This is a genomic window from Streptomyces sp. NPDC030021 (assembly GCF_055574035.1).
In genome coordinates, this window is sequence record NZ_JBVIAH010000033.1 from 31,315 (window position 1) to 50,688 (window position 19,374).

Annotated in this window: 17 protein-coding genes; 5 read left to right on the top strand and 12 right to left on the bottom strand. The window is 72.9% G+C overall.

The window, feature by feature from the left end; all coding sequences use genetic code 11:
- Positions 1–152 precede the first annotated feature (152 nt).
- Complete coding sequence (locus ACZ4YL_RS38735) at positions 153–347, bottom strand: DUF3046 domain-containing protein (RefSeq protein ID WP_030154244.1); 195 nt, start codon at positions 345–347, stop codon at positions 153–155.
- Between the two features lie 81 nt (positions 348–428).
- Here ACZ4YL_RS38735 and ACZ4YL_RS38740 point away from each other — a divergent pair, with 81 nt between their 5' ends.
- Positions 429–1,421 (top strand): hypothetical protein, encoded by a 993-nt coding sequence (locus tag ACZ4YL_RS38740; protein WP_468122990.1) that lies wholly within the window; start codon positions 429–431, stop codon positions 1,419–1,421.
- On the opposite strand, the gene ACZ4YL_RS38745 is transcribed toward ACZ4YL_RS38740, so the two are convergent.
- The 3 genes from ACZ4YL_RS38745 to ACZ4YL_RS38755 all read right to left on the bottom strand — a co-directional run bounded on the left by ACZ4YL_RS38745 (position 1,390) and on the right by ACZ4YL_RS38755 (position 3,331).
- On the bottom strand, positions 1,390–1,698 hold the full coding sequence (locus ACZ4YL_RS38745) for an AzlD domain-containing protein (protein ID WP_030010743.1): 309 nt from the start codon (positions 1,696–1,698) through the stop codon (positions 1,390–1,392). The two genes, ACZ4YL_RS38740 and ACZ4YL_RS38745, sit on opposite strands and share 32 nt — an antisense overlap.
- On the bottom strand, positions 1,695–2,384 hold the full coding sequence (locus tag ACZ4YL_RS38750; protein WP_351162435.1) for an AzlC family ABC transporter permease: 690 nt from the start codon (positions 2,382–2,384) through the stop codon (positions 1,695–1,697). Before ACZ4YL_RS38750 ends, ACZ4YL_RS38745 begins: the two co-directional genes overlap by 4 nt.
- Before the next feature lie 104 nt (positions 2,385–2,488).
- A complete protein-coding gene (locus tag ACZ4YL_RS38755) occupies positions 2,489–3,331 on the bottom strand; it encodes a helix-turn-helix transcriptional regulator (protein WP_468122992.1) in 843 nt (280 codons plus the stop codon).
- An 80-nt stretch (positions 3,332–3,411) separates the two neighbouring features.
- On the opposite strand from ACZ4YL_RS38755, the gene ACZ4YL_RS38760 reads away from it, so the two are divergent.
- The 4 genes from ACZ4YL_RS38760 (at position 3,412) to ACZ4YL_RS38775 (ending at position 10,703) form a co-directional block, all read left to right on the top strand.
- Positions 3,412–8,001, top strand: coding sequence for an ATP-dependent helicase (locus ACZ4YL_RS38760; protein ID WP_468122993.1), 4,590 nt, complete (start codon positions 3,412–3,414; stop codon positions 7,999–8,001).
- A gap of 156 nt (positions 8,002–8,157) precedes the next feature.
- Positions 8,158–8,835, top strand: a complete 678-nt coding sequence (locus ACZ4YL_RS38765) for a hypothetical protein (protein ID WP_468122995.1) — start codon at positions 8,158–8,160, stop codon at positions 8,833–8,835.
- Between the two features lie 239 nt (positions 8,836–9,074).
- Positions 9,075–9,869, top strand: a complete 795-nt coding sequence (locus tag ACZ4YL_RS38770) for an Fpg/Nei family DNA glycosylase (RefSeq protein ID WP_468122997.1) — start codon at positions 9,075–9,077, stop codon at positions 9,867–9,869.
- A gap of 63 nt (positions 9,870–9,932) precedes the next feature.
- Positions 9,933–10,703: an SDR family NAD(P)-dependent oxidoreductase gene (locus ACZ4YL_RS38775; RefSeq protein WP_468122998.1), complete on the top strand. Its 771-nt coding sequence runs from the start codon at positions 9,933–9,935 to the stop codon at positions 10,701–10,703.
- Here ACZ4YL_RS38775 and ACZ4YL_RS38780 read toward each other — a convergent pair.
- The 8 genes from ACZ4YL_RS38780 to ACZ4YL_RS38815 form a co-directional block, all read right to left on the bottom strand.
- On the bottom strand, positions 10,651–10,926 hold the full coding sequence (locus ACZ4YL_RS38780) for a hypothetical protein (RefSeq protein WP_468123000.1): 276 nt from the start codon (positions 10,924–10,926) through the stop codon (positions 10,651–10,653). The two genes, ACZ4YL_RS38775 and ACZ4YL_RS38780, sit on opposite strands and share 53 nt — an antisense overlap.
- Positions 10,927–11,069: 143 nt before the next feature.
- The gene (locus ACZ4YL_RS38785) at positions 11,070–11,450 is read right to left on the bottom strand and encodes a helix-turn-helix domain-containing protein (RefSeq protein WP_030012484.1); all 381 of its coding nucleotides are present in this window, start codon (positions 11,448–11,450) and stop codon (positions 11,070–11,072) included.
- A 109-nt stretch (positions 11,451–11,559) separates the two neighbouring features.
- Entirely contained in the window at positions 11,560–12,075 is a 516-nt protein-coding gene (locus ACZ4YL_RS38790) for a CinA family protein (protein WP_468123011.1), read from the bottom strand.
- 47 nt (positions 12,076–12,122) lie between these two features.
- Positions 12,123–12,791: a CDP-diacylglycerol--glycerol-3-phosphate 3-phosphatidyltransferase gene (gene pgsA, locus ACZ4YL_RS38795; RefSeq protein WP_390798527.1), complete on the bottom strand. Its 669-nt coding sequence runs from the start codon at positions 12,789–12,791 to the stop codon at positions 12,123–12,125.
- Positions 12,788–14,278: a 30S ribosomal protein S12 methylthiotransferase RimO gene (gene rimO, locus ACZ4YL_RS38800; protein WP_468123002.1), complete on the bottom strand. Its 1,491-nt coding sequence runs from the start codon at positions 14,276–14,278 to the stop codon at positions 12,788–12,790. Before rimO ends, pgsA begins: the two co-directional genes overlap by 4 nt.
- 126 nt (positions 14,279–14,404) lie before the next feature.
- Positions 14,405–15,301 carry a helix-turn-helix domain-containing protein gene (locus tag ACZ4YL_RS38805; RefSeq protein WP_468123003.1) on the bottom strand — a complete coding sequence of 299 codons (897 nt, stop codon included), beginning with the start codon at positions 15,299–15,301 and terminating at the stop codon, positions 14,405–14,407.
- Between the two features lie 220 nt (positions 15,302–15,521).
- Positions 15,522–18,317 carry an FtsK/SpoIIIE family DNA translocase gene (locus ACZ4YL_RS38810; protein WP_468123005.1) on the bottom strand — a complete coding sequence of 932 codons (2,796 nt, stop codon included), beginning with the start codon at positions 18,315–18,317 and terminating at the stop codon, positions 15,522–15,524.
- A 115-nt stretch (positions 18,318–18,432) separates the two neighbouring features.
- A complete protein-coding gene (locus ACZ4YL_RS38815) occupies positions 18,433–19,116 on the bottom strand; it encodes a response regulator (RefSeq protein WP_189738679.1) in 684 nt (227 codons plus the stop codon).
- Between the last annotated feature and the right edge of the window lie 258 nt (positions 19,117–19,374).

Below are 19,374 nucleotides of genomic sequence, written 5' to 3' on the forward strand. Positions count from 1 at the left end.
CTGACCCGGCTGACCCGGCGATTCCGGCTCCTCCGCCGGCACCGGCGGTGTCACTCCCCGCGCGTCGGCGGACTGATCGGTCGTCTCTTCGCTGGCTGCCACGGCGCCAAGTCTGTCCCACCCGCGCCCGCCACCGCGAAACCGTGCGCCGGTCAGCGCAGCGACGCCGGCACGTCCATCGCCGAACACACCGCGCGCCACACGTCCTTGGCCTCCCAGCCCGCGTCCAGCGCCTGGTGGACGGTCCGTCCGCCCAGCTCCGTCATGACGTGGTCCCGCGCGAAGGAGTCGGCATAGCCCGCACCGAAGTGCTCCGCCATCCGTTCCCAGAAAATCGTCAACCGCATGCCCCCAGTATCCCGCCCCGGGAGAGTGCACCGCCCGCGTTCGGCCCTCCCCGGCGCACCACCGCGTCCTAGGTTGCACGCATGCCCGGAGACGAAGCTTCCTCGCAGACCCAGCCGTCCCCCCAGACCCCCCGGACCCCGCAGACCCCCCTGGCCCGCGCCGAGGGGTTCATCTGGCTCACGGCCCGCGTGCTGGAGCAGCGGCGGTTCGCGTTCCACTTCCTCGGCGGGGCCGCCGACCCGGTGGACACGGCCCTCGGTTCATATCTCAACGCGGACGGAGGCTACGGTCACGCACTCGATCCGGATCTCCGCGGTCCGCTCAGCCAGCCCCTGCACACCGCGCACGCGCTGCGCGTGCTCGACAGCCTGGGCCGCTGCGCCGGGCAGCGCATCGAGCGGCTCTGCCGCCACCTGACCGGGGTCTCCACCGCGGACGGCGCGCTTCCGGTGGTCTTCCCGGCCCCCCGCGACTATCCCGCGGCCCCCTACCACCCGATGCACGACGACCCGCCGGGCGAGCTGCTGACCACGGGCCCGGTCGTCGGCGTACTGCACCGCAACCGGGTCTGGCACGCCTGGCTCTTCCGGGCCACGGACTTCTGCTGGGACCGGGTCGAGAACCTGCGCCACTCGCACCCGTACGAGGTCCAGAGCGCGGTGGCCTTCCTCGACGGCATCCCCGACCGGGCACGCGCGGCGGCGGCCGCGGACCGGCTGGGCCGGCTGGTGCGCGAGCAGAAGCTCGTGGTGCTCGATCCGGTGCGGCGGGCGGACTGTCCGGAGGCCCCCGGCTACGCGCCGGGCGAGCGGCTGTACCCGCACGACTTCGCCCGGCGGCCGGAGTCGCTGGCCCGCGGCTGGTTCACCGACGCGGAGCTGCGCCGCTCACTGGACTTCCTGGCCTCCGAGCAGCAGCCGGACGGCGGCTGGCCGGTGCGCCGGCGGGCCTGGGCGCCGGGCAGTTCGCTGGAGCGGCGGCCGATCGCCACCCTGGAGGCCCTGCTCACCCTGCGGGCGTACGGGCGCCTGCCCGCCGAGGTCAGCCACCCAGGGCCCGTACCCCCGCGGTGACGACGACGGCGGCCGCGACCACGACCAGGAACGGGGCCCGAAGCAGCAGCGCCAGCCCGGCGGCCGCGAGTCCGGCGGCGCGGGCGTCGACGACGAGGGCGGACCCGGTGCTGAAGGTCTGCTGGGCGGTGAGCGCGGCGAGCAGGGCGACCGGCAGCAGGGCGGCCAGGCGGCGCACGAGCGGCCGTTCCAGGGCCCCGGCGGGGACGAGCAGCCCGGCGAGCTTGACGGCGTAGCAGCCGACGACGGTGAGGCCGATGGCGATCCAGACGTTCACGAGCGGCGTCCCTTCATCCACAGCACGACGGGGGCGGCCAGGGCCGCGATCAGCACGGGCACCCCTGCGGGCAGTACGGGCAGGAAGCCGAGCCCGAGGACGAGCGCGAGGGCGGCCACGGCCCGCTCGGTGGAGGTCTTCAGCATCGGTGCCAGCAGCGCCAGGAACACGGCGGGTCCGGCGGCGTCCAGGCCCCACGCCCTGGTGTCCCCGATGGCCTCGGCGCCGAGCGCGCCGAGCAGGGTGGTGAGGTTCCACAGCACGTAGAGGGTGAGCCCGGTGACGGTGAAGCCGAGCCGGGCCGACTTCCGGTCGGGCTGGGCCAGCGCGACGGCGGTGGTCTCGTCGATCACCCAGTGCGCGGCGAGGGGCCGCACGGGTCGGGGCAGCTTGAGCAGCTGTGACAGGCGCAGTCCGTAGAAGGCGTTCCGGGTCCCGAGGAAGAAGGCCCCGGCGGCGGCGGTGAACGGGTTCCCGCCCGCCGCGAGCGCCCCGACCAGGGCGAACTGCGAGGCCCCGGTGAAGACGAGCAGGCTGAGCACACAGGCCTGCAGGGTGCTGATGCCGGCCCCGGCGGCGGTCACGCCGAAGGCGAACCCGGACAGTCCGACGGCAACGCCGACCCCGAGCGCGTCGCGTACGACGGCGGCGCGCGGCCGCTCGTCGGGCGCGGGTGTCTCACGTATCTCTGGTTCTGTGACCAGCTGGTTCTCTCGCACGCTCCGAAACTACGGGGTGCCCGCGGGATGGGTCTTGTACGTTCTTGCGCCCGCCCGGCGCCCGGCAGGGCCTAGACGGCCCGCTCCCGCCGGTACGCTCCCGGTGGGACGCCCACGATGCGGGTGAAGTGCCGGTTCAGGTGCGGCTGGTCGGTGAAGCCCACGGTGACGGCCGCCTGAGCGGGCGCCGTGCCCGCGTCGAGGAGCCGGCGCGCCTGCCGGACGCGGGCGTCGGTCAGCCAGGTGTGCGGCGGCATCCCGTACCGCTCGCGGAAGGCCCGCAGCAGGGCGAAGGGGCTCGTGCCCAGCTCCGCTGCGAGCCGCTCCAGCGAGGGCGGGTCGGCCATCCGCTCCTGCAGGACGGCCCGGGCGGCCTCCGCGTCGGCGCCGCCCGCGCCGCGGACCGTACGGGCGGGCATCGGTCCGGCGTGCCGGGTCAGCATCCGTGCCACCAGGCCCCGCAGCAGCGTGTCGGCGGCCAGCGCGTTCCCCGCCTCGGCGGCCCGGTGGACCTCGGTGATCGCCCGGGCTCCCTGCGGGTCGGTGACCATGTCGGCGGTGAAGCCCGGGGTGCCGCGCAGGATGCCGATCTCGTCGGCGACCTCGACGATCAGGTCGCGCGAGGGGTAGAGGGTGGCGTAGGCCCAGCCCTCGGGCACCCCGGCGCGCGCGGTGTGCGGTACCTCGGGGTTGATCAGGACCACACTGCCCGGTCCGGCGTGCACGACGTGGCCGGGCAGCCCTACCTCCTCGACGCCGCCGGTGACCGCCGCGAGGACGTACCCGTCGTGGGCGTGGCGCGGGAAGGTGTGGCGTACGTAGTGGGCGCGCAGCAGGTCCAGCCCGGGCAGTTCCGCGTACTGCCAGTGCCGTGCCCACTCCCGGCGGCCCCCGGCGCCCTCTTCCGTCCCCATCCCCCCATTCTGCGCCCCCGCACCGACTCACGTTTCCCCAGGTCCGGCCCGTTGTCAGTGGCCGGGTGCACGATGGGGGCATGGCAGGCGCTGCGCTCGACTCGTTCTCCCCCGCGACCCGCTCGTGGTTCACGGGGGCCTTCGTCACGCCCACCGACGCACAGGAGGGCGCCTGGCGGGCCATCGGGGAGGGCTCGGACGTGCTGGTGGTGGCCCCCACCGGCTCCGGCAAGACCCTGGCCGCGTTCCTCGCCGCCCTCGACCGGCTCGCGTCGACCCCGCCGCCCGCCGAGTCGAAGAAGCGCTGCCGCGTGCTGTACGTATCGCCCCTGAAGGCCCTGGCCGTCGACGTGGAGCGTAATCTGCGCAGCCCGCTGACCGGGATCCGCCAGGAGTCGGTCCGCCTGGGCCTGCCCGAGCCGGACATCCGGGTCGGGATCCGCTCCGGCGACACCCCGCCCGCCGAGCGGCGGGCACTGGCCACCCGCCCGCCGGACATCCTCATCACCACGCCCGAGTCGCTGTTCCTGATGCTGACCTCGGCGGCCCGGGAGGCCCTGGCCGGGATCGAGACGGTGATCCTGGACGAGGTGCACGCGGTCGCGGGGACCAAGCGCGGCGCCCATCTCGCCCTCTCCCTGGAGCGGCTGGACGAGCTGCTGCCGCGCCCGGCGCGCCGGATCGGGCTGTCGGCGACGGTCCGGCCGGTGGACGAGGTGGCCCGGTACCTGGCGCCGCGCGGCAAGGTGGAGATCGTCCAGCCGCCGTCGGCCAAGGAGTTCGACCTGTCGGTGGTCGTCCCGGTGCAGGACATGGGTGAGTTGGGCGGCTCCCCCGCGACCGAGGGCAAGGAGGGCGGGGACAAGCCGTCGATCTGGCCGCATGTGGAGGAGCGGATCGCCGACCTGGTGCAGGCGCACCGCTCGACGATCGTGTTCGCCAACTCCCGCCGGCTCGCCGAGCGGTTGTGCAACCGGCTCAACGAGATCGCGTACGAGCGTGCTCTGGGCGAGAAGCTGCCGGAGGGCAAGCCGCCGGCCGAGATCATGGCCCAGTCGGGCGCCGCCCTGGGCGCCCCGCCGCTGCTGGCCCGTGCGCACCACGGCTCGGTGTCCAAGGAGCAGCGGGCGCTGGTGGAGGAGGACCTGAAGGCGGGCCGGCTGCCCGCCGTGGTCGCCACCTCCAGCCTGGAGCTGGGTATCGACATGGGCGCGGTGGACCTGGTGGTGCAGGTGGAGTCGCCGCCCTCGGTGGCCTCGGGGCTGCAGCGGGTGGGCCGGGCCGGGCACCAGGTGGGCGCGGTCTCCACCGGGGTGGTCTTCCCCAAGTACCGCGGCGACCTGGTGCAGGCGGCGGTGGTCACCGAGCGGATGCGCACGGGGGCGATCGAGTCGCTGCGGGTGCCGTCCAACCCCCTCGACGTACTGGCGCAGCAGCTGGTCGCGATGGTCGCGATGGACACCTGGCAGCTGGACGACCTGCTCGCCCTGGTGCGGCGGGCGGCGCCCTTCGCGGCGCTGCCGGAGTCGGCGTTCACGGCGGTGCTGGACATGCTGGCCGGGCGCTATCCGTCGGACGCGTTCGCCGAGCTCAGGCCGCGTGTGGTCTGGGACCGGGTGGCGGGGACGGTCACGGGCCGGCCGGGTGCCCAGCGCCTCGCGGTCACCTCGGGCGGCACGATCCCCGACCGCGGCCTGTTCGGTGTCTTCCTCGCGGGCTCCGACCCCAAGAAGGGCGGCGGCCGGGTCGGGGAGCTCGACGAGGAGATGGTCTACGAGTCGCGCATCGGGGACGTCTTCACCCTGGGCACCACCTCGTGGCGGATCGAGGACATCACCCGCGATCGGGTCCTGGTCACCCCGGCCCCCGGGGTGCCGGGGCGGCTGCCGTTCTGGAAGGGCGACCAGCTCGGCCGGCCGCTCGAACTGGGCCGTGCGGTCGGCGCGTTCCTCCGCGAGCTCGGCGGCCTGAGCGAGGAGGACGCCCGGCTGCGGCTGCTGGCGGCCGGCCTGGACGCCTGGGCCGCCGAGAACGTGCTGTCGTACCTCGCCGAACAGCGCGAGGCCTGCGGTCACGTCCCCGACGACCGGACCATCGTGGTCGAGCGGTTCCGCGACGAACTGGGCGACTGGCGGGTCGTGGTCCACTCCCCCTTCGGCGCGCAGGTGCACGCCCCGTGGGCGCTGGCTCTGGGCGCCCGCCTCGCCGAGAAGTACGGCATGGACGCGCAGGTGATGCACGCCGACGACGGGATCGTGCTCCGGCTGCCCGATGCGGACCTGCTGTCCATGGACCTCCTGGACCACGACCCGGCCGCCGCGCACGGGTTCGAGTACGACGACGAGAAGGCCCCGCTGGGCGCGGCCGATGTCGCCTTCGACCAGGGTGACATCAACCAGATCGTCACCGACCAGGTCGGCGGGTCCGCGCTGTTCGCCTCCCGCTTCCGCGAGTGCGCGGCCCGCGCCCTGCTGCTGCCGCGCCGGAGCCCCGGCCGGCGCACCCCGCTGTGGCAGCAGCGCCAGCGCGCCTCCCAGCTGCTCCAGGTGGCCTCGGAGTTCGGCTCCTTCCCGATCGTGCTGGAAGCCGTACGGGAGTGCCTCCAGGACGTCTTCGACGTGCCGGGCCTGACCGAGCTGATGGGGGACATCGAGGCGCGGCGCGTGCGGATGGTGGAGGTCACCACGCCGGAGCCCTCGCCCTTCGCCCGTTCGCTCCTCTTCGGGTACGTGGCCCAGTTCCTCTACGAGGGGGACTCGCCGCTGGCCGAGCGCAGGGCGGCCGCGCTGTCGCTGGACTCCCGGCTGCTGGCCGAGCTGCTCGGCCAGGCGGAGCTGCGCGAACTCCTCGACGCGCAGGTGCTGGAGGAGCTGGAGCGGGAGCTCCAGTGGCTCACGGAGGACCGACGGGCCAAGGATCCCGAGTCGGTGGCCGACCTGCTGCGTCTGCTGGGCCCGCTGACGCAGGACCAGTTGACCGAGCGCGGGGCGGATCCGGCCTGGGCCCGCGAGCTCGCCGCGGCCCGCCGCGCCATCCCGGTCAGGATCGGCGGCGCGGACCACTGGGCGGCGATCGAGGACGCGGGCCGGCTGCGGGACGCGCTGGGCACGGCGCTGCCCGTCGGTGTCCCGGAGGCGTTCACGGAGCCGGTGAAGGACCCGCTCGGGGACCTGCTGGCCCGGTACGCCCGCACCCACGGGCCCTTCACCACGGCCACCGTCGCCGCCCGCTTCGGCCTGGGTGCGGCGGTGACCGAGGGCGCCCTGCACCGGCTGGCCGCGGCCGGCCGGGTGGTGCAGGGCGAGTTCCACCCGGCGGGCATCGGCCAGGAGTGGTGCGACGCGACGGTGCTGCGCAGGCTCCGCCGCCGCTCCCTCGCCGCGCTCCGCCAGGAGCTGGAGCCGGTGCCGCCGACCTCGCTGGCCACCTTCCTCCCCCAGTGGCAGCACCTGGGCGGAGCCCTGCGCGGCCTCGACGGGCTGGCCCGGGCGGTGGAGCAGCTCCAGGGCGCGCCGGTCCCGGCCTCCGCGCTGGAACGCCTGATCCTCCCGTCGCGGGTGAGCGGGTACTCCCCGGGCCTGCTGGACGAACTGACCACCGCGGGCGAGGTGGTCTGGGCGGGCGCCGGGGCGCTCCCGGGCAAGGACGGATGGATCTCGCTCTACCTGGCCGAGGCGGCCCCGATGCTGCTGCCCCCGCCGCATCCGCTGGAGCAGAGCCCTCTCCACCAGGCGGTCCTGGCGTCGCTTGCGGGCGGGTACGGCCTGTTCTTCCGGCAGATCGCGCAGTCGATCCGTGCCGAGTTCCCCGAGGTGTCCGACGTCGCCCTCTCCGAGGCCGTATGGGATCTGGCCTGGTCGGGCCGGCTCACCAACGACACCCTGGCCCCGTTGCGCTCGCTGCTCGGTTCGGGCCGCACGGCCGGCTCGACAGCCCACCGGGCCCGGCGCACCGTCCCCCGCGGCCGGTACGGCACGCTCAGCGCGACCGTGTCCCGTACGGGCCCGCCCACGGTCTCCGGGCGCTGGTCCCTGCTGCCGGCCGCGGCCCCCGACCCGACGCACCGGGCCCATGCCCTGGCCCGCACCCTGCTGGACCGGCACGGGGTGGTGACGCGCGGGGCGGTCGCCGCGGAAGGGGTGGAGGGCGGCTTCAGCGCGGTCTACCGCGTCCTGTCTGCCTTCGAGGACAGCGGCCAGGCACGCCGGGGCTATGTGGTCGAGGGGCTGGGCGCGGCCCAGTTCGCGATGGACGGCGCGGTGGACCGGCTCCGGGCCGCCGAGCGGACCCCGCCCCCGCTGGCGGCGGTGGTGCTGGCGGCCGCCGACCCGGCGAACGCGTACGGGGCGGCCCTGCCCTGGCCCGAGCCCCCGGCCGGGGCCACCCACAAGCCGGGCCGCAAGGCGGGCTCCCTGGTGGTCCTGGTGGACGGGGAGCTCATCCTGTACCTGGAGCGCGGGGGCAAGACCCTGCTGGCCTGGCCCGCCCCGGAGGATCCCCGGCTCACGGCGGCCACGACCGCCCTGGCGGCCGCCTCCCGCGCGGGCACCCTCCCGGCCCTCACGGTGGAGCGGATCAACGCGGCGGCGGCCCTGACCTCGCCGCTGGGCCCGACCCTGGAGGCGGCCGGCTTCCACGCGACCCCGAGGGGTTTGCGCTTGCGTTCCTGATGGCTGCAAAACGGCGCCGACTGTTCCGCTCACGTCCTGGACATGTCACAGAACCGTAGTGAGCCGCCCCTGAGCTGGCAGTGGCGCTTATTCATCCCTTATCAAGATGATCACAGGCATTGCATGGGCGATGCGCAGTCATGGGGGAGAAGAAAAGTGAGCACCATCAGCATGCGTTCCACCACCCTCGGTGCGATCGGCCTGGCCGTCGCCGGAACCCTGGCCCTGACGGGCTGCAAGAACGGCAACGAGGAGCCGGCCCCCGCGCAGTCGGGCGGGGCCAGCTCGGCCGCTGCACCGTCCGCCTCGCCCGCCGCCCCTTCCGAATCGGCCGCCCCCGGCGCCGACGGCAGCGAGGCCCCCGGGGCGAACGGCACGGCGAAGTCCGGCCAGACCTTCAAGATCGGCGAGGCCGCGGAGATGCCGTTCAGCTACGGCAGCAACAAGGGCGGTCAGATCGCCCTCACGGTCACCGCGATCGAGCAGGGCAACCCCGCCGACCTGGACACGCTCAAGCTCGGCGACAAGGTGAAGGGGATGATTCCGTACTACATCCGCTACTCGGTCAAGAACACCGGCACCACGGACCTGTCGCACTCGTCCGTGACCCAGGTCAAGGGCCTGCTCGCGGACGGCACCGAGGCCCAGCGCGTGTCGATCATAGGCAAGTTCGAGAAGTGCCCGAACGAGGCACTGCCGAAGGGCTTCACCAACGGCCAGACGCAGACCAGCTGCGCCGTGGCCCTCGCCCCGTCGGCCCAGACGAAGGTCACCGCCGCCGAGTACTGGGGCAACCCGTACAGCTACCCGAACAAGGGGCTCGTCTGGAAGTGATGGGCGGCCCCGGCGGCCCCTCGTCCCCCTCCTGACCCGAGGGCCCCTGCGGCTGCACCACGCCGCAGGGGCCCTCGCCGTTCGCCCGCACCGCCCGTTGCCCGCACCGCCCGTCGCGCGCACCGCCCGTCGCCCTTACCGCCCTTCACGCGCACCGCCGGGCTCCCGGGACGCAGGGCTCCCGGACCACCCGAGCCCTCCCGAGCCCTCCCGGGCCACGGCGGAGGGACAATGGGCCCATGCCCGAAGGCGACAGCATCCGGCGCGCGGCGACCCGGCTCCACGCCGTCCTCGCCGGCCGCGTGCTGACCCGCAGCGACCTGCGGGTCCCCCGCTTCGCCACCGCCGACCTCACCGGCCGCGTCACCCTCGACGTCACCCCTCGTGGCAAACACCTCCTCACCCGCTTCGAGGGCGGCCTCACCCTGCACAGCCACCTCCGGATGGACGGCGCCTGGCACGTCTTCACCTCCGGCGAGAAGTGGCGCGGCGGCCCCGCCCACGAGATCCGGGCCGTCCTCGGCACGGCCGACCACAGCGCCGTCGGCTATCGCCTCCCCGTCCTGGAGCTGATCCGCACCGCCGAGGAGGACCGGGTCGTGGGCCACCTCGGCCCCGATCTCCTCGGCCCGGACTGGGATCCGGCCCTCGCCGCCGCCCACCTCCTCGCCGCCCCCGGGCGCGCCCTCGGCGAGGCCCTGCTCGACCAGCGCAACCTCGCCGGGATCGGCAACATCTACAAGGCCGAGCTGTGCTTCCTGGCCCAGGTCACCCCGTGGACCCCGGTCGGCGCACTCCCCGAGTCCGACCTCCCCCGGCTGGCCGCCGCCGCCCACCGGCTGCTGTCCGCGAACACCGGCGAGCGGCCGGGCCCGCGCAACACCACCGGCAGCCGCCGCCCCGGCCAGGACCTCTTCGTCTACGGCCGCACGCACCGCCCCTGCCTGCGCTGCGGCACCCCCGTCCGCGAGGCCCCGCAGGACGGCCGCCCCACCTACTGGTGCCCCCGCTGCCAGCAGGGCCCGACCCCGTAGAGCGCGGGAAGCGGCACCGCACACCGATTGACGGTCCGTCAGATACGGTCGTACGGTCCGGGCATGCCCACACCCACAGCCCCGTACGGCCTCACCGGCCGCACCGCCCTGATCACCGGCGCCGCCAGCGGCATCGGCCGCGCCACCGCCGTCCTGCTCGCCGAGGCGGGCGCGCACGTGCACTGCGCGGACCGCGACGAGCAGGGTCTCGCCGAGACGGCCGCCCTCGTCGCCAAGGCCGGCGGCGCCGCCACCGTCCATCCCCTCGACGTCACCGACCGGGCCGCGCTCCGGGCGGCCGTCACCGCGGCGGGCTCGCTCGACATCACGGCCGCCATCGCCGGAGTCATGCACAGGAGCAGCGTCCTGGAGACGACCGACGAGGACCTCGACCGGATCCTGGACATCAATTTCAAGGGGGTCCTGCGCACCTGCCAGGAGGCCGCCCGTTCCATGATCGCGGCGGGCCGCCCGGGCTCGATCGTCACCATGGCCTCCGGAGCCGTGGACGCCGCCCAGCCCGGCCTGCTCTGCTACAGCGCCGCCAAGGCCGCCGTCGTCCAGCTGACCAAGACCCTCGCCACCGAGGCCGGCCCGCACGGCATACGGGTCAACGCAGTCGCCCCGGGCTGGGTCCGCACGCCCATGACCGGCCGCCACAGCCCCGAGGTCCAGCAGCAGACCGAGGCGGCGATGGTCCGTATGTCCCCGCTGCGCCGGGTCGGCGAGCCCGAGGACATCGCCCGGGCGGTGCTCTACCTGGCCTCGGACGCCTCGTCCTTCATGACGGGTCAGATCCTTCGCCCGAACGGTGGGGTGTCCATGCCCTGGTAGCCCCGTCGGCGGCCCGCAGCGCCTTCCGCCGCGCCTTCCGCACCGGGCCCGGCACACAGTGCACCGGCAGCAGGCCCAGCCCCCAGCCGCCCACCGCCACCGCGCCCTCCACGGCCCCGGACTCGGCGGGCGCCAGGACCAGCCGCAGCACGGCCCACCACCACAGCGCCCCCACCGTCAGCGCGAGGACCGACACCGCGGGTATGCGCAGCAACCGCCGCACGACTGCCTCCCAGGGGCCGGAACCCGGACGGCCCCATCCTCCCGCACCCCCCGCGCCCCCGCACCCAGAACGGCCGGGAGCCCCGGCCGGTGCACCAGGCACCGGCCGGGGCTCCGGCCACGCTCAAACACGCACATGCTCGCTCACGCGGCTACGACATTCACCGCTTCCGCAGGCGCCTTGATGGTCACCCGCTCCGGTCCACCCGTGACCGAAGCCATGGAGACCGAATTGAGCATCGGGCGGACCGGCACACTCACCGGTTCGCTTGCCGCGGCCGACTGTGCCAGCTCGGCCAGCGACAGTTCGTCACTGACTTCGCGCATCAGCTCGGACATCCGTACGTCCAACGCGTCGCAGATCGCGGAGAGCAGCTCGGAGGATGCCTCCTTCTGCCCCCGCTCCACCTCGGAGAGATAGCCGAGAGAAACTCGGGCCGACGAGGAGACTTCGCGCAGAGTACGGCCCTGGCGCTGGCGCTGCCGACGCAGCACGTCACCCAGCAGGCGACGGAGCAGAATCATCGGTGGCTCCCTCCTCTGACCGTGTAGCCGCATCCTTCACGCCCCACCGTACCGCCTCGCGCCGCGGCCGTGCGGGGAGCGATGTCGTGTTCACTCAGGGCTGCAAACATCAAATCCCCCCGTTCTGTTCCGTATCCTGCCTCCGCGCATTCTCACGGAGTTGGTCCGAGAGAAGCCCGAGCACTGTGCGTGCACTCTCCCTACGAATTTCCGCGCGGGAGCCTTTCAACCTCAGACGGACCGTTTTCCTGCCCCCTGGACCGTCCACCGCGACGAAAACGGTGCCCACCGGCTGCCCGTCCTGCGGCTCCGGACCGGCCACCCCGGTGGTCGAGATTCCCCACGACGCGCCCATCACGCGCCGCACGCCGGCCGCCATCTCCGCCGCGACCTGCGCGTTCACCGCGCCTTCGGCTGCAAGCAGTCCCGCGTCCACCCCGAGGACCAGGTGCTTGATCTCCGTCGCGTACGCCGTGACCGAGCCGCGGAAGGACCGGGAGGCTCCGGGGACGGCCGTGAGCTCGGCGGCCACCATGCCGCCGGTCAGTGATTCCGCCACGGCGAGGGTCTGGTCACTCTCCGCAAGCAGGCGCAGCGCATCCGCAGCCACTCCGGCCGCACCCACCGCTCCCGAAACGGCTTCCGCCGCCGGAAAATCCCCCGCCGCGTGGGTCACCGCGCGGCCCGCTCCGCAGCCCGCTCCTCGGCGAGACCCTGGCGGCGCATCACGACCGCCTGCCGGATGTAGTCCAAACCGGTGACGACGGTCAACACGACGGCGATCGCCATCACCCAGAAGCGCATGGTCGCCAGCGCCCCGGTCAGCGCGAGTACGTACATGCCCACAGCCGTGCCCTGGGCCAGGGTCTTCAGCTTTCCGCCCCGGCTGGCCGGAATCACTCCGTAGCGGATGACCCAGAAGCGGAGCAGGGTGATCCCGAGCTCCCGTCCGAGGATCACCCCGGTCACCCACCAGGGCAGGTCACCGAGCCAGGAGAGACAGATCAGCGCCGACCCCATGATCGCCTTGTCGGCGATGGGGTCGGCGATCTTGCCGAAGTCCGTGACCAGGTTGTACGTCCGGGCCAGGTGCCCGTCGAAGATGTCCGTGATCATGGCGACGGCGAACGCCGCCCAGGCCCAGGCCCGCCAGGCCGGGTCGTAGCCGCCGTCGGCGAGCAGCAGCAGGACGAAGCCCGGCACGAGCACGAGCCGGATCATCGTCAGGATGTTGGCGATGTTCCACAGGCTGGCCTGATTGACCGCCGCGGCCCCCAGCTTCGCGCCGGGTACGGGCCGGCGGCCGGTCCCGCCCGCCGCAGATGCCGGGACTCCGGTCATCCGGCCGCCTCCTCAAGATCCATGCCGAGGGGCTCGGCCACCAGGTCGACGCCCAGGGTGCCGACCACCTTTGCCGTGACGATACGCCCGGGGACCAGGCCCGTGCTGTCCGTGAAGACCACCTGGCCGTCCGTTTCGGGTGCCTGGTGCGCGGCGCGCCCGTAGGCGCCCTCGCCGTCCTCGTCGACCGCTTCCACGGTCTCGACGAGCACTTCGAGGGTCTCCCCGATGCGCTCCTCGGCGCGCTGCGAGGTGAGTTCCTCGGCGAGCCGCTGCATGTGCGCGAGCCGCTCGGCGATGGTGTCCTCGTCCAGCTTGTTCTCGTAGGTGACGGCCTCGGTGCCGTCCTCGTCGGAGTAGCCGAAGACGCCGATGGCGTCGAGGCGCGCGTGGGTGAGGAAACGCTCCAGCTCGGCGAAGTCCGATTCCTTCTCGCCGGGGAAGCCGACGATGAAGTTGGAGCGGACGCCGGCCGTCGGGGCCTTGGAGCGGATGGTGTCCAGCAGCTCCAGGAAGCGGTCGGTGTCACCGAAGCGGCGCATGGCGCGCAGCACGTCGGGGGCCGAGTGCTGGAAGGACAGGTCGAAGTACGGCACGACCTTGGGGGTCGAGGTGAGTACGTCGATCAGGCCGGGCCGCATCTCGGCGGGCTGGAGGTAGCTGACGCGGACGCGCTCGACGCCGTCCACCTCGGCCAGCTCCGGCAGCAGGGTCTCCAGCAGCCGGATGTCGCCGAGGTCCTTGCCGTACGAGGTGTTGTTCTCGGAGACCAGCATGATCTCCTTGACGCCCTGCTCGGCGAGCCAGCGGGTCTCGCCCAGCACGTCGCTGGGGCGGCGGGAGATGAAGGAGCCGCGGAAGGACGGGATGGCGCAGAAGGAGCAGCGCCGGTCGCAGCCGGAGGCCAGCTTGACCGAGGCGACGGGGCTCTTGTCCAGGCGGCGGCGCAGGGGCGCGCGCGGACCCGAGGCGGGCGCGAGCCCGTCCGGGAGGTCGGCGGGGGCCTCGGCGACCGGCTCCTGGGCGTGGCCCGGGAGGGAGACCTCGGCGGCCTGGCGCGCGGCCGGGCTGATCGGCAGAAGCTTGCGCCGGTCGCGCGGGGTGTGGGAGGCGTGGATGCCGCCGTTGAGGATGGTCTGGAGGCGGTCGGAGATGTCGGCGTAGTCGTCGAAACCGAGGACTCCGTCGGCCTCGGGGAGCGCTTCGGCGAGTTCCTTGCCGTAGCGCTCGGCCATACAGCCGACGGCGACGACGGCCTGGGTCTTGCCGTGATCCTTGAGATCGTTGGCTTCCAGCAGGGCGTCTACGGAGTCCTTTTTGGCGGCTTCGACGAAGCCGCAGGTGTTGACGACGGCTACGTCCGCATCGGCGGCGTCCTCGACGAGCTCCCAGCCATCCGCCGCCAAGCGGCCTGCGAGCTCCTCCGAGTCCACCTCGTTACGGGCGCAGCCAAGAGTGACAAGGGCGACGGTACGGCGTTCGGGCATGGACTCAAGACTACTTCGTCCCGGCGTCGGCCCCTGCCGCAAGTCCCCGTACGGCAAGATCCCCGGGGTGCGGCGCAGCACCCCGGGGATCCGGATTCAAGCCTTCCGCCCTAGGGCGGTCCCGCGTCAGCCCGCCTGGGGCTGGTCCTGGGCGGGGTCGGCCTTCGTGTATTTCAGACGCTGCACCTGACCCGGCTGGAAGTCGTCCTTGATCTCCTTGCCGTTCACGAAGAGCTTCACGGCCCCGGCGTCGCCGAGCACGAGGTCGACGGACTCCTTGTCCGTGAAGGTCTTGGACTCACCCTGCGTGAGGGTGCCGTCGAAGAGCAGCCGGCCGGTGGAGTCCTTGGCGGAGATCCAGCTCTCGCCCGTGTCGGCCGTCAGGACCACGGTGACGAGGTCCTTGGGCGCGGCGGCGATCGCACTGTCCGAGGGCTCCGGCTTGGGCGCCTGCGGGGTCTGCGGGGGCTGGGGGACCGGCTTGGCGCCGGTCTGCTTGGGTGCGGGCTTGGGGGAGGCGGAACCTTCCGCCACAGGGCGCTTGTCCTTCTCGTCGCCACCGCTGAAGGCGGTGAAGCCCACGAAGCCGATCACGGCGACGATGGCGGCGACCATGGCCGCGGTCCAGTTGGGCCGCTGCCGCTCGGGGCGGATCCGCTCGGCTTCGAACATCGGCGCGGCGGGCGTGGGTGCCGGCCGGCCGCCGTGGGCCGCGTCGTAGCTCTCGACCAGGGGTGCCGGATCGAGGTTGACGGCGCGGGCGAGCGTACGGATGTGACCGCGGGCGTAGACGTCGCCGCCGCACCGCGTGAAGTCGTCCTCTTCGATCGCGTGCACGATCGGGATGCGCACGCGGGTGGTGGAACTGACCTCGTCGACTGTGAGCCCGGCGGCGATCCGGGCCTTCTTGAGGGCCGTCCCGATGGACGGTCCTTCGACGGGACGTTCGACGATGCGGTCCTCGGACCGGTCGTCGGTCGAAGGCCGCTCTTCTTCGGGGGAGTTGGAGTTGCCGATGGACACGTGGGCGCCTTTCGAGCGTGTAGCCACCTGCTGGAAGTCCAGTCTAGGGGGGTGACGAAAGGGTGGAGCAACCGGAGGGTGCACTCCCTACGCCATCCGAATGGCGAAGGGAAGTCATGCTCGGGTGCGGCGGCCCGGCGCTGTGAGCGATCTCGTGCGCCTACCGCCACCTCTCTTCAACTTGACGCGGGCCCAAGGGAAACGGTTGCCCGGGATTTCATTACGGATGGGCCTCGCCGCGGATGACGGCGAGCACTCCGTCCAGGTCATCGGCCTTCAGCAGGACGTCGCGCGCCTTCGAACCCTCGCTCGGGCCGACGATTCCCCGCGACTCCATGAGGTCCATGAGCCGTCCGGCCTTCGCGAACCCCACCCGCAGCTTGCGCTGGAGCATCGAGGTGGACCCGAACTGCGTGGAGACCACCAGCTCCGCCGCCTGGCACAGCAGGTCCAAGTCGTCGCCGATGTCCTCGTCGATCTCCTTCTTCTGCTTCTGTCCGACGGTGACGTCGTCACGGAAGACGGGCGCCATCTGGTCCTTGCAGTGCTGGACGATCCCGGCGATCTCGTCCTCGGTGACGAAGGCGCCCTGCAGACGGACCGGCTTGTTCGCACCCATCGGCAGGAACAGCCCGTCGCCCTTGCCGATCAGCTTCTCGGCGCCCGGCTGGTCGAGGATGACCCGGCTGTCGGCGAGCGAGGAGGTGGCGAAGGCCAGGCGCGAGGGCACGTTCGCCTTGATCAGGCCGGTGACCACGTCCACCGAGGGCCGCTGGGTGGCGAGCACCAGGTGGATGCCGGCCGCGCGGGCCAGCTGGGTGATGCGGACGATCGAGTCCTCGACGTCGCGCGGGGCCACCATCATCAGGTCGGCGAGCTCGTCGACGATCACCAGCAAATACGGGTACGGGCTGAGCTCCCGCTCGCTGCCCGGCGGCAGTTTGATCTTGCCGTCCCGGATGGCCTGGTTGAAATCGTCGATGTGCCGGTAGCCGAAGGCGGCCAGGTCGTCGTAGCGCAGGTCCATCTCCCGCACGACCCACTGGAGCGCCTCGGCGGCCCGCTTGGGGTTGGTGATGATCGGCGTGATCAGGTGCGGGATGCCCTCGTACGCCGTCAGCTCGACCCGCTTGGGGTCCACGAGGACCATCCGGACGTCCTCCGGGGTGGCCCGGATCATGACCGAGGTGATCAGGCAGTTGATGCAGGAGGACTTGCCGGAACCGGTGGCACCGGCGACCAGCACGTGCGGCATCTTGGCGAGGTTGGCCATGACGTAGCCGCCCTCGACGTCCTTGCCGAGCGCGACCAGCATCGGGTGGTCGTCCTCGGCCGCGTCCGCGAGGCGCAGCACGTCACCGAGGTTGACCATCTCGCGGTCGGTGTTCGGGATCTCGATGCCGACCGCGGACTTGCCCGGGATCGGGCTGATGATCCGGACGTCCGGCGAGGCCACCGCGTAGGCGATGTTCTTGGTCAGCGCGGTGATCCGCTCGACCTTGACCGCGGCGCCCAGGGTGACCTCGTACCGGGTGACGGTCGGGCCCCGGGTGAAGCCGGTGACGTCCGCGTCGACCTTGAACTCGGTGAACACGTTGCGCAGCGAGGCGACCACCGCGTCGTTGGCGGCACTGCGGGTCTTGCCGGGTCCGCCCTTCTCCAGCAGGTCGAGCGAGGGCAGCGCGTACGTGATGTCCCCGCGCAGCTGGAGCTGCTCGGCGCGCGGCGGCAGCGCCTGCGTCTGCGGCGGGGCCTTGGTCAGGTCGGGCACCGACAGCGTCCCGGAGGCCGCGGCGGTGGTGGCGTGCGGCTGCCCGGCGGCCGGTTCGGAGGCGCTCTCGGGGGCGCTCGCCGGGGTGGTGTCCGGTACGGGACGCTCCGCGCGGGCGGTCGGCACTGGAGCGGTGAGCTCCGCGCCGTCGCGCTCGACGGTGATCCCCTGCGTGAGGTCGGCGACGAGCGGGGAGGGCGGCATTCCGCCGTAGACCACCCCGTCCAGCGCGGCGGCGGCCGCCGCGGCCACGTCGACGGCGTCCATCCCCCGCTCCATGGCGGGCCGGGCCTGGGTCCTGCGCGGCCTGCGCCGCCGGGCGAGCGCCTCCTCCTCGGCCTCGTCCGCCGGGTCGCCGGAACCCTCACCGGCTCCGCCACGGGCCCGCCACTGCTCCGGGTCGTGCCGCTCGCCGGCGGCGCCCTCGGCCTCGCCGTAGCCCTCGTCGTACTCGTTCGGGGCGATGATCCCGAGCCGGATGCCGAGCCTGCGCAACCGCTGCGGGATCGCGTTGACCGGGGTCGCCGTGACCACGAGCAGCCCGAAGATCGTGAGCAGCACCAGCATGGGCACGGCCAGCGGTGCGCCCATGGTGAAGATGAGCGGCTTGGAGGCGCCCCAGCCGATGAGCCCGCCCGCGTTCTGCATCGCGGTGGTGCCCTCGTCTCGGCCGGGCGCCCCGCAGGCGATGTGGACCAGGCCCAGGACGCCGATGACGAGGGCGGACAGCCCGATGCCGATGCGGCCGTTGGCATCGGGCTGCTCGGGATGCCGGATGAAACGCACCGCCATGACGCCGAGCAGGATCGGCACGAGCAGATCCAGCCGTCCGAAGAGACCGGTGATCAGCATCGTGACCAGATCCCCGACGGGACCGCTCAGATTCGACCAGGTACCGGCGGCGACGATCAGTGCGAGGGCGAGCAGCAGCAGCGCCACGCCGTCCTTGCGGTGCGCCGGGTCGAGGTTCTTGGCCCCCTGGCCGATCCCGCGGAAGACGGCGCCGACCGCGTGCGCGCAGCCCAGCCAGAGGGCGCGCACCAGCCGCACCACGCCTCCGGTCGGGGAGGGCGCGGGCTTGGCCGCGACCTTCTTGACCGGGGCCCGCTTGGCTGCCGCGGCCTTCTTGGCCGGGGGCTTGCGCGCGGGCGCTGCCTTCTTCGCCGGCGCCGTCGTACGGCCGGTGCGGCCCTTCGCGGTGCCCGCGGTGCTCTGGGAACCCTTACCGGACGTACGTGAGGCCATGGGCCCGAGGTTACCGGTGCGCGCGCCGGTGGACACGCGTGCCCACCCCTTCACCCGTTCGTGTCGTCGGCTCCGTAGGCGCTTTGACACACCGCCAGTGCCGACCCGCGCACGATCAGTTCTGCGCGGGCAGGACCGAGGCCCCTCCGGCGGTCCCGGGCTCCAGCGCGTCGAGTGCCCTCCGCAGCCCGGTGAGTTTGCGCTCCAGGTGGGCCGCCGTCGCCACCACGCCGGCGTCGGCCGAGTCCTCGCCGAGCTGCTTGGTCAGCGCCTCGGCCTGCTCCTCGACCGCCGCGAGCCGGGCGGAGAGCTCGGCGAGCAGTCCGGCCGTCTCCTTGCCCGCGTCCACGCCGTTGGAACTGCCGCCCTCCAGCTGGAGCCGCAGCAGGGCCGCCTGCTCCCGCAGTTGGCAGTTCTTCGTGTACAGCTCCACGAAGACCGAGACCTTGGCCCGCAGCACCCACGGGTCGAAGGGCTTGGAGATGTAGTCGACCGCACCCGCCGCGTAGCCGCGGAACGTGTGGTGCGGACCATGGTTGATCGCGGTGAGGAAGATGATCGGGATGTCCCGGGTCCGTTCCCGCCGCTTGATGTGCGCGGCCGTTTCGAATCCGTCCATGCCCGGCATCTGGACATCCAGCAGGATGACCGCGAAATCGTCCGTCAGCAGCGCTTTGAGCGCTTCCTCCCCCGACGACGCCCGGACCAGTGTCTGATCGAGCGCGGAGAGGATGGCCTCCAGCGCCAGCAGATTCTCCGGCCGGTCGTCGACCAGGAGGATCTTGGCCTTCTGCACCATGCCCTGTCCTCCTCGCCCCGGCATGGGGCCTCCCCGGCTCCGGGCTCCGGCCTGTGCGCCGGGCCCCGCCCCAGAGGACGGCATCCTTGCGCCGTCCGTCCTTGTGCCGGTCATCGTAGCCCCAGTCCCGAGATCGCCACACCCTGTCACCGAGATGTCACTGTGCACGAAGCGGAAACGCGGGGGGAGAACAGAAGGTTCCCCGTTCACAGCCCTCTCACACCGCCCCTGGCGCAGTGGGTCGGCGATCGGTGTCCT